The sequence below is a fragment of the Acinetobacter sp. ANC 4862 genome (assembly GCF_004336635.1).
GTDB lineage: Bacteria > Pseudomonadota > Gammaproteobacteria > Pseudomonadales > Moraxellaceae > Acinetobacter.
In genome coordinates this window covers 95,889-110,333 of the sequence record NZ_SJXH01000003.1, presented here as the reverse complement: position 1 = coordinate 110,333, position 14,445 = coordinate 95,889, and the positions used below count along the sequence as shown (strand labels likewise).

Genomic DNA, 14,445 nt, shown 5'->3' with positions numbered 1-14,445 from the left:
GAATACATGAGGAAAAAGGAATATTTTCAATGGTTTTTAATGAAGCTAAATATCAAATATTCTTATATAAATAAAATAAGGCATGGAGTTTTAACTCCATGCCTTATTTCAGCGCTAAAAATGCGGAACTTATTTTTTAGCCGGCTGCTTAAATTGTTTTAATTCTTTTTCATTAAAATGAAGTGCTTCGATTATGGCTTGACGAGTATCAAGGTCATACCAATTAAAAATGGCCGATATTTTTTCTTCAAAATCATCACTCATCACAAAATGATCATCCTGAATATTTAATAAGCTGTTTTGTTTCAGTATTGAAATGAAGCTTTTTAAGGTCGCACTGTCAAAATAATAGCCAGATTGGATTTTTTGAGTTTGGAAAAGTTTTTGCAAGACTGCTTTCCCCATTTTCTCTAACTCTTTCATGCTCAGCGCTTGAGTCGGAGCGTACTGCTTGAGTAATTCTGAAATCATGATCATGTTATTCAGGCTAGAGCTAGATAGATGCGCAAGTGATAACAGCTTATTTTGCATCTGTTCATCTAATGCAATGGATACCGTGTTGTCTTGCTGAACAATCCAGCCTAACTGTTCCAAACTATTTAAAATTAATCCAATTTCATTTTCTAGTTCATCGAGATTCCATTTTAAGAAAAACTCTTCTTTAAAATACGGATAGATATTTTTAACGTTATCGATTAAATAATGACATGAGATCTTTTTATAAGATTGAATCAGCATGGCAATTAATGCAGGAACAATAAAACAATGCAGAATATTATTACTAAAATAACTTAACAGAATTTTTTGACTTTCAGCCACACGAATCCAGTTTTCATTATTTTGATTAAAAGTTTCAACCTGTTTTAATTTTTTAGCATATTGAATAATTTCAGCACTGGATAATTCCGTCATCATCATTCTGGAATCATATTTTGTGTCATTTAATAATTGACGATATTGATCAATCTGCGAGATTAAATCATTTTCACTTAAAGCATGATTTTCAACATTGAGTAAAATCAGTGAGATCAGTGAAATAGGATTAACCACAACCGCTTTATTAATATTTTCTAAAATTGAACTCGCGACCTGATTCACGCTTTGAACGACAGGTTGAGGTAATTCATCATTAATATTTAATTTAATCTGATCTGCGCGATTGGCGGTTAAAATTTTATCCAGAAAAATGGGTTCGCCAAAATTAACATGGACTTGTCCAAAGACTTTTTCAATTTTACGCGCTGAACTTAAAATACCCCAGATCGATTCGGCTTCCTTGGGTTTGCCATTCAGTTCATTTAAGTACGAGGTACCTTCCATCAGCTTTTCATAACCAAAATAGGTCGGAATAAAAGCAATCGGTTTGGTCGCACCGCGTAAATGACTTTGTACTGTCATCGAAAGCATGCCTTTTTTAGGCGGCAATAATAATCCAGTACGTGAACGTCCACCTTCAATAAAATATTCCAAAGGCGTGTTACGTGATAAAAGACTGTGTAAATATTCTTTAAAAACAGAAGTATAAAGTTCATTACCACTAAACGTACGGCGAATAAAATAGGCACCACCGCCACGCATGATTTGACCCACAATAGGCAGGTTTAAATTAATTCCCGCGGCAATGTGTGGAACCATGAGTCCACGGTTAAAAATCACGTAAGAGAGCAATAAATAATCGATATGACTGCGATGGCATGGGGTATAGACAATTTCATAATCCTTGGCTAATTCACGCACCGTATCGAAATTATGCACTTCAATACCGTCATAAAGTTGCGTCCATAACTTGGTCAGGGCAAGTTCCGCGAAACGTAAGGTTGAATAGGAAAAATCCGAAACCACTTCGGTTAAATAACCTTTAGCGCGATTTTCCGCCTCAAACATACTAATTTTATGATCAATACTTTCTTTGCGAATGGCATCTTGAACCGTTTCGGTTTTCATTAACTTATTAATGAGATTACGACGGTCTGATAAATCGGGTCCTAAAATCGCTTCTTTGTGTTTATTAAAATTGGTATTGAGTTCTTTGACAATCGAATGTGCCGGAGAAAAGTTTGGATATTCAATTTTGGCTTTTTCAATCGCTGATTTAAGCGAAATCGGTTTATGAAATTCAATGTAGTTTTCACGACTATATAATGAAATATTCAAGGCTTGTTTTAATTTGGATGGGGTCGCCCAGGCATCCGCAAATAAAGCTTTAAACCAGGAATTTTCATATTCAGGTGAGCGTCCCCATAAAACGGTGACCGGTACCAGTTCAATATCGTATTCAGGGTATTTTTCCAAAGCTTCAATCAGTCGAATGAGTTTTGCCGAATAATGGTAGGCCTCATTTTTGGAACTCGGTACATTTAAGGCCAGAATGGAGTCATCTTCTTTAAACTCCTGAATGCTTAATGGTGTAAAAACCGAAGGCAGTTTTCGTGCTTGGGCTTCAGTATCAATGATGACGGTATTGCTGATGGAGGCATCTTGTAAAACATAACAAATTATTTTTTTATCGAGTTGCTGTTCTATGGTTTTTTCTAATTGTTCAGTATTGCCTAAGACTTGAGGTGTCACGATTTTATCTAGAATCTTTTGCGTAAATTGTCGATAGAATCGGCTATAACCCTTATTAGACATTGTATTCCCTAAATCAGTTTTCATTTGCTTGATATTGTGTGCAATAACAAGGATAAATACAAATCTTATTGACGACAAATAAGTCATTTAAGTTGTAACTATTTAAGAAAAACCCAGCGGTGAGGATGTGAAAAAATATTTTTTTTTAGGCTTAAAAGTACGCTTAAGGCGAAAAAATTGGAATAGAAAATCTTATCTTCAGGGTCTAAATGGCTTATGATGAAAGGCATGGCTTTAAAATCAAAAGATCGCTCAAGGAGTTAAAATGAGTACAGATTCTGCATTTCCAACACCAAATAATTTAGGCATTGCGGTTTATAGTAATAATGCTGAATCTATTGGCAACACTCCATTAATTCGTATCAATCGCTCAATTTCTTCACCTGCAACGGTACTGGCTAAAATTGAAAGCCGTAATCCTGCATTTTCTGTGAAATGTCGTGTAGGTGCCGCTTTAATTGCAGATGCTGAAGAAAAAGGTTTGCTTAAACCCGGCATGCATATTGTCGAACCGACCAGTGGTAATACTGGAATTGCACTTGCATTCGTAGCGGCTGCAAAAGGCTATGACATCACTTTAACCATGCCTGCAAGTATGAGTGTTGAACGTCGTAAAGTTTTAAAGGCATTTGGCGCAAATCTGGTCCTGACTGAACCGGCTAAAGGGATGAAAGGTGCAGTGGATGAAGCAGTGCGTTTAGCCACTGAACAACCGGAACTGTATTATTTACCGCAACAATTTGAAAATCCGGCCAACCCTAAAATTCATGAGCAAACTACGGGTCCTGAAATTTGGGAAGCAACCGGTGGTAAAGTTGATATTTTAGTTTCGGGTGTGGGAACAGGGGGTACCATTTCAGGTATTTCACGTTATTTTGAGCAGGTCAAAAATCAGCCGCTTTATTCGGTTGCTGTTGAACCGGCTGAATCACCGATTATTGGACAAACTAAACGTGGTGAGTCATTAACTCCAGGACCGCATAAAATCCAGGGTATTGGCGCAAACTTTATTCCGAAAAATCTGGATTTAGATTTGGTTGATGAAGTCATTGCAATTGAAAGTTCAGCAGCGATTGAATGGGCGCGTAAAACCGCGACCCATGAAGGCATTCTGGTGGGTATTTCAAGTGGTGCAGCAATGGCAGCGGCAGCACAACTGGCAGCACGTCCTGAAAATGCCGGAAAAACCATTGTGGTGATTTTACCGGATGCAGGTGAGCGTTATTTATCTTCGGTTTTGTTTGAAGATATTTCTGCCGATTAATGCGGCACGAATTTTTCTGATGATAAGTAAAAAGGCTGAAGTTGATCTTCAGCCTTTTTTATTCAGTTTGTATGAATCACAAAACCTTAACGGATAAACAGTTTTAAAATCAGTTTTTGAATAAATGTGCCATAAGGCGGATAGAACAATCGCATCAAACTAAATTTTGGTCGGTTAAACACGGCTTTCGCATGACTAAAGGTGACAAATCCTTCATAACCATGATAATTGCCCAGTCCTGATGTACCTACACCGCCAAAGGGTAGATCTTCCTGTCCGACATGAACCAAAGTTTCATTGAGGCAAACACCGCCACTGTGGGTTTGCATGAGGACTTTTTGCTGCTCTTGCTTGTTATAACCAAAATAATATAAAGCTAAAGGACGCGGTCTTTGATTAATATAGTTAATCGCTTCATCAAGCTGCTGATAAGTAACAATTGGCAATAATGGACCAAAAATTTCATTTTGCATCACCTGCATATCATCTGTGACATTGCTTAAAACATAATGTGCTAAACGTCGTCCTGAAGAGGCATCGGTAATGACATGAACAGTCGCATTTTTTGCAGTTGCATCTTCAAGATAGTGATTTAAACGATTGAGCTGTCGCTCGTTAATAATCGCGGTGTAATCAGGGTTATCGGCTAATTTTGGAAAAAACTCCTGAATCGCAGTCGCATATTCTTCAATAAATTGGGCCTGCAATTGCGCAGGAATCAGCACATAATCGGGCGCAACACAGGTCTGTCCGGCATTCATGGCTTTGCCAAAGGCAATCCGTCGTGCACTTTCACGAATATTGGCATCGGCTAAAACCAGTGCTGGAGACTTTCCACCGAGTTCCAACGTCACTGGTGTGAGGTTGTTGGCTGCTGCACGCATCACATGTTTACCGACTTCACTGGCACCGGTAAATAAGATGTGATTAAAAGGTAATTGAGTAAATTTCTGTGCAACTTCTGCATCACCATTGACCACACTAACCAAATCCTCAGGAAAGGCTTGCGCAATCAGTTGCTTGAATAATGCAGAAAATTCAGGCGTATATTCGCTCATTTTTAAGATGACTCGATTTCCTGCAGCGAGTGCTTGGCAGAGGGGACCAATGGCTAAAAACAGCGGATAATTCCATGGCACAACGATACCCACCACACCGACAGGTTGATACAGGACATAACCTGTCGCAGGTTGGAAAAGAATACCAATATGACGTTTGCTGGGACGCATCCATTTTTTCAAATTTTTTAACGCGTATTTAATGCCGAGTACGCTGGTCATGACCTCGAACATTTCAGTTTCAGAATGACTTCGGTTGGAAAAATCATGGCTAATCACCAGATTAATCTCGGTTTTATTCTGCAGAATCAATTGCTGCAAGGTTTTAAGATGCTGTCTACGCTGTTCTAAACTCGGGTAACTGTTTTCAGTAAATGCCTGTTGTTGTTTCTCGAATAATTGCTGTAATTCGATCGAGATATTTTGATCTGTATTTTGATCCATTTTGTGATTCAACATCTTACATATCCTTTGCCTTTGGTGAGAGAGAATAACCTGAATTTTTGATTATGATTTGGTTATTCTCACTTTGCTTATAACTTTGAATTTATTATAAATATTTTATGAAGAGTTCCAATATGTCAACAAGTCACTCTAAGTGAGGTGAGAATAAATTGAGCTTGCTGTTTGAATTAAGCGTGCAATTGTTTATTGCGTATCATATCCACCGCTTTTTCAGCAATCATGATGGTTGGCGCATTGGTATTGCCATTGACCACATTTGGCATGATGGAGGCATCCACCACACGTAAATTTTCAATGCCATAGACACAAAGCTGCGGATCAACCACGGCCATTTCATCAACGCCCATTTTACAGCTGCCGACCGGGTGATACACGGTATCTGCACGTTCACGCAAAATATGCCGAATTTCATCATCGGTTTTGACCGAAGCACAAAACAGATCTTTTTTATGCAGCCTTTTTAAGGCCGGTGAATGCATCAGTTGTTCTGTGACCTTATAGGCATTGACCATATCTTCAATATCATCTTCATGATCAAAGAAATTCGGATTGATCAGCAAAGGATCATCGATGCTTGGACCGCTGATTTTAATGCTGCCACGACTTTTCGGATTCAGCAGGCAAACATGACAGGAAATACCGTGGCTGGCATGGAAAGTGCGGGCATGGTTATCGACCAAAGCCACCACAAAATGCAGCTGTAGATTCGGAATGTCTTTTTCAGGTGTACTTTTTAAAAAGCCGCCACATTCTGCAAAGTTGGTGCTGAGCATGCCACGGCGTTCTTTACGATAGCGCGAAATTTGTTTCACCAGATCGATCGTACCGGCCAGTGACACGCCAAAAGTGCCGGCAATCTCACTGACGGTATAACTAAAAATAAAGTCGGGATGATCGTGAAAATTTTTACCGACACCCGGTAAATGCTGAGTCACCTCAATATCATGCTTAAGTAACTCTTTTTCATCGCCAATACCGGAGAGCATTAAAATCTGCGGTGAATGCATCGCACCTGCGCTTAACAACACTTCTTTATTAGCACGCAGCTGTTTGATTTGACCAGCATGTTTGACTTCGACGCCAACCGCAATCTGATTTTCAATTAAAATGCGCTGCGTGGATGCATGGGTGAAAATGGTCAGGTTGGGGCGTTGCAAATGCGGAAATAAATAGGCACGTGCTGCACTACAGCGCTCACCATTAATATGCGTGACTTGATACACGCCTAAACCTTCCTGTTCAGCACCATTGAAGTCATCCAGAATTTTATAACCCTGTTCTTTGGCTGCCGTAATATAACGCTCATGCCATGGGCTGTCAGTGCGCAAATTCGATACCGACAATGGCCCGGTATTGCCATGATATTCATTTTCAATATCCTGATTGTTTTCCGAGCGAATAAAATAGGGCAGCACCTCCTGATAACTCCAACCGTGATTGCCGAGTTCTGCCCATTGATCGTAGTCTTTTTGATGGCCACGCACATAAATCATGGCGTTAATGGCAGATGAACCGCCCAAACATTTCCCGCGTGGTTGATAGCCTTTACGGCCATTCAGACCTTTTTGCGGCACGGTTTCAAAGGCCCAGTTATTGATTTTGGTTGGAATGCTAATCACTGCGGCCGCTGGTGTATTCACCGTCCATGTATTGCCATGACTACCAGCTTCTAATAAACACACCGATATGTCTGGATTTTCGGATAAACGCCCCGCCAATACACAGCCGGCACTGCCGCCACCAATGACAATATAATCAAACGTCTGGTTTTCCATAGAGGATCTTGTTCCTGTTATTTATTCTTGAATGTCATTTTTGTTTTAAGTGATATTTCTATTGTTTTTATCACCTATTAAAACTGATCTTACCGAAGCCTTAGACGAAAAGATATACAGTTTAGAGCTTGATTCATAAAATAAAAATATTGAATTCTTATTCATGCTTATATGATCAAGCCTCAATTTAATTACAATTACATGCCATATTCGATATAAATGAACATTGGAAATAGGTCGAAAAAAGCAGATGATATCTCAGTTTTAAAAATAGAAGATCAGGGATTTTGATTCGTGTTTGAACTTGACTGTAAATTACTCAGTGTTTTTCTTTATATCTATAAATATAAAAGTGTTTCAGTTGCAGCTGAATATCTGGCGATGAGCCAGCCGACGGTCAGTAATATCCTGAATAAAATCCGCCAGCATTATAACGATCCGCTTTTTTTAAGAATTGGCAACGAGATGGTGCCGACCGAACTGTCTAAACAGCTTTTCCCCTTGGTGAGTGAGGCGCTGAGTAAGGTCGAGATCATCAATAATTTCACCATTAATTTTGATCAGTCGACCTCACAGCAGAAATTCACCATTGCCATGACCGATGTGTCGCATTTGGTATTATTACCTAAAATTTCCCAGTATTTAAAACAACATGCCTCCCATATTCGCTTAAATGTGCGTGCGATTACTTCTGAAACCAGTTACCAAATGGCCAATGGGGAAATTGATTTAGCCATTGGTTTTTTACCGAATCTGGAAAATGGTTTTTATCAGCAAAAATTATTTGAGCAATATTATGTGGTGATTGCATCCAAGGATCATCCAAGGCTGAGTGGAAACCGTTTAAGCACGGAACAATATATTAGTGAACAGCATATTGATATTGATGCCGGCATGGGGCATTACCATATTGAAAATGAGCTGTTAAATTTAGAATTAAAACGTAATATCTTGATGCGTTTACCGAGCTATTTAGGGGTCGGGCTGGTGGTTCAGGAAACCGATGCAATTGCGACGGTGCCTTATTATTTAAGTGAGGTCTTATTATCACGCGGGAATTTACAAATTTTTGAAGCACCGATTACCTTTCCCACCTATGCGGTTAAACAATATTGGCATATGTCTTGTCATCACAAAACCAGCCATCAATGGTTGCGTCAGATGTGCCATGAATTATTTAGCCAAATGAATGAACTCGATTGTTCAGCTCATGGAATCATTCAGCACTAATCAGAACCACCAGCTCAATCATGGATTATTATTAATCCACCGAAGAAATTTTATCCGGGGTCATGAGCGCCTGATTAATATAAAGCTTGATTAAGCGTTCACGTGAACCAATGGATTTTTGATAATGGGTGGAATTGAGTAATAACGAGGCACCATAGGTCACCGTCCAGATATAAGATAAATAATCGCGAATCGACATGGCGCTATCTAATGATTTTAAATATTCATCGGTCATGTCTTTAATTTCAATAATCCGTTCTTCACGGACTTGATATAATTCTTCAAATAATTCTTTTAATTTTCTTTCATTATTGGTTAGCCGGTCTTCAATCACATGTAATAAAATCGTGCGGTTGGAATTTAACATGTTGTAAAGCATGTACTGGGAGACATAGGTTTTAATATTATTTTTATATTTCTTTGAAATTTCTAACAGTCTTTTTTCATTCAAGATAATCAATTCTAAATACAGCTGATTCTTGCTTTTAAAATGCTTATAAATTGTACCTTTGGCAATATCCAGTTCAGAGGCTAACTCTCCAAGCGTAATATCCTGATTGTTATCCAGCAACAGCGTTTCTGCCATGGCTAAAATTTTCTCTTTACGTAATAGAAAATTTTGTTGGCGTACTGTATTCATTGCAATCGTCCCAAGCAGACATTAAAAAAAGCGCCTTCAACATATACCCATAAAATCGTGATGACCATTCCACCATTGTCGGGTATGGGTGAAAATTAATATTTAAAATAGATATTTATATTTAACCCTATTCTGAATTTCATAGCTCTCAATTGCATAGCGAAAATTAAAAGTCAATAAATGAGAACCTGAGAGGTCAATAATCGCCAATAAAATTCCAATTGATCCATAATTATTTTATTGTCTTTTTGCGCTGAAACGTGAAATCACCGATTTAACGCAAACAGAATAATGTGCTGATCAAACAGTATTTCAACCGTAGATTTAAAGATTAGGTTTTAGGATGAATCGTTCAATTCAAAGTAAATTACAGAAAAGATGTTTTATTCAGCAAACATTCGAGTGAACATCAGATGATGAACACATTTTAACTCTTAAACCTTGATGGGACTGTCCTTCAAACTCAGTTTTAGCTCAATGCCATTTCTCCTGATGGATATTGAGAACCGGTTTGAACGCCTAAATTTTATTTAAATATATATGGGTTGAAATAAAGCTCGTTATTTTCAGTTTAGGTTCTTACAACTTAAAAAAGTACTTCAGTATTCAATGTGAAGTCTTCACCCAAGGAAAGCAATATGCCTATTTATAACGCACCTCTTAAAGACATGGATTTTATTTTAAATGACGTATTTAAGGCTGAAGATTTTTGGCAAGGCAATGACGACTTAGCCCACATTGACATGGCAACGGCCAATGCCATTTTAGAAGAAATGGCAAAATTTTCTAAAAATATGATTCTGGATTTAAACCGCTCAAGTGATGAAGAAGGCGGTGCTCAATTTAGCAATGGTGTTGTGACCACGCCTAAAGGTTTTAAAGAAGCATTTAAACAATATGCAGAAGGCGGCTGGATTGGTCTGGGTGCTGAAGAAGAATGGGGCGGCCAAGGCATGCCGAAAATGCTGACGGTACTCGCCGATGAGATGATTTGGGCGACCAATCCATCGTTTATGCTTTACCCGTTACTTTCTGTGGGCGCAGGTATGGCACTGAACAACTATGCTTCTCAAGAACAGAAACAAACCTATTTACCTAAAATTTACACAGGTGAATGGTCAGGTACCATGTGTCTAACTGAACCGCATGCAGGGACCGATTTAGGCATTATTAAAACCAAAGCTGAACGCAATGAAGATGGTTCTTATGACATTAGCGGAACCAAAATTTTCATTACCAGTGGTGAGCATGACCTATCTGAAAACATTATTCACCTGGTACTGGCTAAAACACCGGATGCACCTGCAGGTTCACGCGGTATTTCATTATTCATCGTGCCGAAATTTATGGTTAATGAAGATGGTTCATTGGGCGAACGTAATAGCATGGGTGCCGGTTCGATTGAACACAAGATGGGGATTAAAGGTTCTGCAACGTGTGTGTTGAACTTTGATGCTGCGAAAGGCTTCCTTGTAGGGAAAGAAAATGAAGGTCTGGCGGCCATGTTTGTGATGATGAACTATGAACGTCTGTCTATGGGTATTCAAGGTTTAGGCGCATCTGAGTTTGCCTATCAAAATGCGGCGCAATATGCGACAGACCGTTTACAAGGCCGCAGTGCAACAGGGGTGAAATCGCCAGAGAAACCTGCCGATTCAATTCTGGTACATGGTGATGTGCGTCGTATGTTGCTGAATGGTCGTGCTAACAATGAAGCATCGCGTGCATTTGCGGTGTATGTCGGTCAGCAACTGGATATCACCAAATTTTCGAATGATGCCGAAGCGGTTAAAAAAGCCAATGACCGTGTGGCGTTATTAACCCCAATTGCTAAAGCCTATTTAACCGATACCGCATTAAATGCTGTACTCGATTCACAAATGGTATTTGGTGGTCATGGTTATATCCGTGAATGGGGCATGGAACAGTGCGTTCGTGACCTACGGATCTCACAAATTTATGAAGGCACCAACGGTGTGCAGGCGCAGGATTTAATTGGTCGTAAAACCATTCGCAACAATGGTGCGAATATGGCTGAATATATCACTGAAATTCGTGAATTTGTCGCTACACTGGATGATTCACTGGCGATTAAAGCCGCGACTTTAAATGCGTGTAATGAAGTGGAAGCGATTACCCAGTTCATTTTGGAGCAGGCGAAAGGCGCAGCTGATTTTGCCAATGGTGTTGCGGTAGATTACTTGCATGCAGTGGGTTTGCTTAGCTTCAGCTATATGTTTGCGAAAATTTCGCAAGCAGCTCAGGTTAAAACAGAAGCCTTTTATCAAAACAAACTTATTTTGGCACAGTACTTTGCAGAGAAAGTGTTACCCGGCTTAACTGCACATATTACCCAAATTAAAGCCGGTTCAAACTTGATGATGCAGTTGCCAGAAGATTACTTTACTGCTCAATCTTAAGCTCAGCACTTGGGTTTAACCTCGATTTACATAGAAGGAAATGAGATGGGCAGGGTCTTCTGCTCATATCAAACAACAAAATTTATAAATTAGGATGGAAAAAATGATTGTTATTGTGAATGGTGTACGTACAGCGATGGGTGGTTTTCAGGGCGCACTTTCTGCATGTACCGCACCCGATTTAGGCGCAGTGGCCATTAAAGAAGCGGTTGCACGTTCAGGCTTACAGCCTACAGATATTGATGAAGTGATTTTTGGCTGTGTTTTACCTGCGGGTTTAAAGCAAGGTCCGGCACGTCAAGCCATGCGCCAGGCAGGCTTACCGGATTCTACCGGTGCGACCACCATCAATAAAATTTGTGGTTCGGGTATGAAAGCGGTGATGCAAGCTGCCGATGCAGTTAAAGCCGGTTCTGCACAAATTGTGGTTGCCGGTGGTATGGAATCGATGAGTAATGCGCCATATTTACTGGAAAAAGCACGTAGCGGTTACCGTATGGGACATGGGAAAACCACAGACCACATGTTCCAGGAAGGTCTGGAAGATGCAGAAACCGGTCTTTCCATGGGCATCCTTGCACAAGAAATGGCAGATAAAAAAGGCTATACCCGCGAGCAACAAGATGCTTTTGCGATCAGCTCTTTAAATAAAGCCGTGACTGCAATTAATAATGGTTATTTCAAGGCTGAAATTGCGCCTGTAACCGTATCTAGCCGTAAAGGCGATGTGGTGGTTGAGCAAGATGAGCAACCCCTGAATGCCAAAGCAGATAAAATTCCGACTTTACGTCCAGCGTTTAAAAAAGATGGCACCATTACAGCGGCAAACTCCAGCTCAATCAGCGATGGCGCATCTGCATTGGTGATCACTTCGGAAAAAATTGTAGCTGAACGTGGACTTGAACCCGTTGCTAAAGTTCTCGCCTATGCCAGCCATTCCCAGCATCCTTCTGAATTTAGTATTGCCCCCGTAGGTGCAATCGAGAAAGTCTTGAAGCAAACTGGCTGGACTGCTGCAGAAGTTGATCTTTGGGAAATTAATGAAGCCTTCGCGATGGTGACCATGGCCGCTATGGATGCTTTCAATTTAGACGAAGCCAAGGTCAATGTGAACGGTGGTGCGTGTGCACTCGGACATCCACTGGGTTCATCGGGTTCACGTATTATTGTCACGCTAATCCATACACTTCAACGTACCGGTGGCAAAAAAGGGATTGCCAGTTTATGTATCGGCGGTGGTGAAGCAACAGCCGTTGCCATTGAACTCATTTAAAAAGTTTTTATCAAGTAAATCTATAAGTAACAAATTTGAAATTCGATAAGCAATAAAAGCCACTCTTTCGGCCCGCTGGGACAGTGGCAACAAATATGTTTATTTTTGAGATTTTTATTATGAATGGTTTAGAACGCATTCGCTTAGTCTCCCTTCGCGACAAAATAATGTCTGCTCAACAAGCGATTGAATTGATTCAAGACGGTGCTGTAGTGGGTTTAAGTGGTTTTGGTGGGGCCGGTGAAGCCAAAACAGTGCCTTTGGCTTTGGCTGATTATGCTCAGCAACATCCTTTAAAAATCACCCTGGCAACCGGTGCAAGTTTAGGCAATCAAATTGATGGCCGTTTAAATGAAGCCCATGCCATTGGGCGCCGTTATCCCTATCAAGCTGATCCTGGCTTGCGTAAAGCCATAAACGCCGGTGAAGTGATGTATATCGATCAGCATCTGTCTGAAATGGCAGATAACATTCGTCATCATAATTTACCGCGTATTAATGTGGCTGTCATTGCAGCAACTGCCATTACTGAAGATGGCCAGATTATTCCAACAGGTTCATGCGGTAATTCGGCTAACTTTATTGAAATGGCTGATCATGTCATTATCGAAATTGATAATACAATCAATCCTGTGCTTGAAGGCGTGCATGATATTTATGTGCCCAAAGCCCGTCCAAACCGTGCACCGATTCCCTTGATTCACGCCGGCGATCGTATTGGTACGATTGGAATTCAGGTCAGTCCTGAAAAGATTTCCGCGATTGTACTGAATGATATTCCAGATACATCCTTCAATATGGATGAACCCGATAGCAATACCTTGTCTATTGCCAAACACCTGATTCAGTTCTTTGAGGATGAAGTGGCAGCAGGGCGCTTGCCGGAAAATCTGGGTCCATTGCAGTCAGGTGTGGGTTCAATTGCCAATGCAGTCTTTTCGGGCTTTGAGCATTCAAACTTCCATCATCTGGAAATGTACTCGGAAGTCTTGCAGGACTGTACTTTCGAATTGATTGATTCTGGCAAAATGACCTTTGCTTCAGGTTGTTCAATGACGCTTTCTGACGCTTGTGCCAAGCGTGTCATGAGCAATTTTGAACAATACAAAGACAAGATTGTGCTACGTCCGCAAGAAATTTCCAATAATCCTGAAATCATCCGCCGTTTAGGGATCATTGCGATTAACACGGCACTTGAGTTTGATATCTACGGCAACGTAAATTCGACCCATGTCAGCGGCACCAAAATGATGAATGGGATTGGCGGTTCAGGTGACTTTACCCGTCATGCACATCTGGCGATTTTTGTGACCAAGTCGATTGCCAAGGGCGGTGCAATTTCATCAGTGGTTCCAATGGTCAGTCATACCGATCATACTGAACATGACATTGATGTATTGGTGACAGAGCAAGGTCTGGCAGATTTGCGTGGTTTGGCACCGCGTGAACGTGCACGCAAGATTATTGATTGCTGTGCGCATCCAAGCTATCGTGATGCATTAAACGACTATTTTGACCGTGCTTGTGCAAAGGGCGGACACACGCCGCATATTTTGCAAGAAGCTTTGTCTTGGCATGCACAATTTGAAGAAACAGGTAGCATGCAAAAAACTGCATAAGATCACATCTAGCTAGAACATGAGAGAACCCATCAAATGATGGGTTTTTTAATTTTTATGAATGAAATGT

At 40.3% G+C, this 14,445-nt stretch carries 9 protein-coding genes; 5 read left to right on the top strand and 4 right to left on the bottom strand.

Annotated elements, in window-relative coordinates; translation table 11 throughout:
- Window positions 1–129: 129 nt before the first annotated feature.
- Window positions 130–2,631, bottom strand: a complete 2,502-nt coding sequence (plsB, locus tag E0409_RS02305) for a glycerol-3-phosphate 1-O-acyltransferase PlsB (protein ID WP_131287182.1) — start codon at window positions 2,629–2,631, stop codon at window positions 130–132.
- A gap of 265 nt (window positions 2,632–2,896) precedes the next feature.
- On the opposite strand from plsB, the gene cysK reads away from it, so the two are divergent.
- Window positions 2,897–3,895, top strand: a complete 999-nt coding sequence (cysK, locus tag E0409_RS02300) for a cysteine synthase A (protein ID WP_131287180.1) — start codon at window positions 2,897–2,899, stop codon at window positions 3,893–3,895.
- Window positions 3,896–3,981: 86 nt separating this feature from the next.
- On the opposite strand, the gene E0409_RS02295 is transcribed toward cysK, so the two are convergent.
- The gene (locus tag E0409_RS02295; RefSeq protein ID WP_252151761.1) at window positions 3,982–5,412 is read right to left on the bottom strand and encodes a coniferyl aldehyde dehydrogenase; all 1,431 of its coding nucleotides are present in this window, start codon (window positions 5,410–5,412) and stop codon (window positions 3,982–3,984) included.
- 173 nt (window positions 5,413–5,585) lie between these two features.
- The gene (locus E0409_RS02290) at window positions 5,586–7,193 is read right to left on the bottom strand and encodes a GMC family oxidoreductase (protein WP_131287178.1); all 1,608 of its coding nucleotides are present in this window, start codon (window positions 7,191–7,193) and stop codon (window positions 5,586–5,588) included.
- Between the two features lie 294 nt (window positions 7,194–7,487).
- Here E0409_RS02290 and E0409_RS02285 point away from each other — a divergent pair, with 294 nt between their 5' ends.
- Window positions 7,488–8,423, top strand: coding sequence for a LysR family transcriptional regulator (locus tag E0409_RS02285; RefSeq protein WP_131287176.1), 936 nt, complete (start codon window positions 7,488–7,490; stop codon window positions 8,421–8,423).
- 31 nt (window positions 8,424–8,454) lie between these two features.
- Here the strand turns inward: E0409_RS02285 and E0409_RS02280 are convergent, their stop codons facing one another.
- Window positions 8,455–9,063, bottom strand: coding sequence for a TetR/AcrR family transcriptional regulator (locus tag E0409_RS02280; RefSeq protein WP_131287174.1), 609 nt, complete (start codon window positions 9,061–9,063; stop codon window positions 8,455–8,457).
- Window positions 9,064–9,701: 638 nt separating this feature from the next.
- On the opposite strand from E0409_RS02280, the gene E0409_RS02275 reads away from it, so the two are divergent.
- From E0409_RS02275 to scpC, 3 genes are all read left to right on the top strand, one after another.
- Complete coding sequence (locus E0409_RS02275; protein ID WP_131287172.1) at window positions 9,702–11,483, top strand: acyl-CoA dehydrogenase C-terminal domain-containing protein; 1,782 nt, start codon at window positions 9,702–9,704, stop codon at window positions 11,481–11,483.
- A 103-nt stretch (window positions 11,484–11,586) separates the two neighbouring features.
- On the top strand, window positions 11,587–12,756 hold the full coding sequence (locus E0409_RS02270) for a thiolase family protein (RefSeq protein WP_131287170.1): 1,170 nt from the start codon (window positions 11,587–11,589) through the stop codon (window positions 12,754–12,756).
- A 119-nt stretch (window positions 12,757–12,875) separates the two neighbouring features.
- Window positions 12,876–14,375 (top strand): succinyl-CoA:acetate CoA-transferase ScpC, encoded by a 1,500-nt coding sequence (gene scpC / locus E0409_RS02265; protein ID WP_171458774.1) that lies wholly within the window; start codon window positions 12,876–12,878, stop codon window positions 14,373–14,375.
- The last annotated feature ends 70 nt before the right edge of the window (window positions 14,376–14,445 follow it).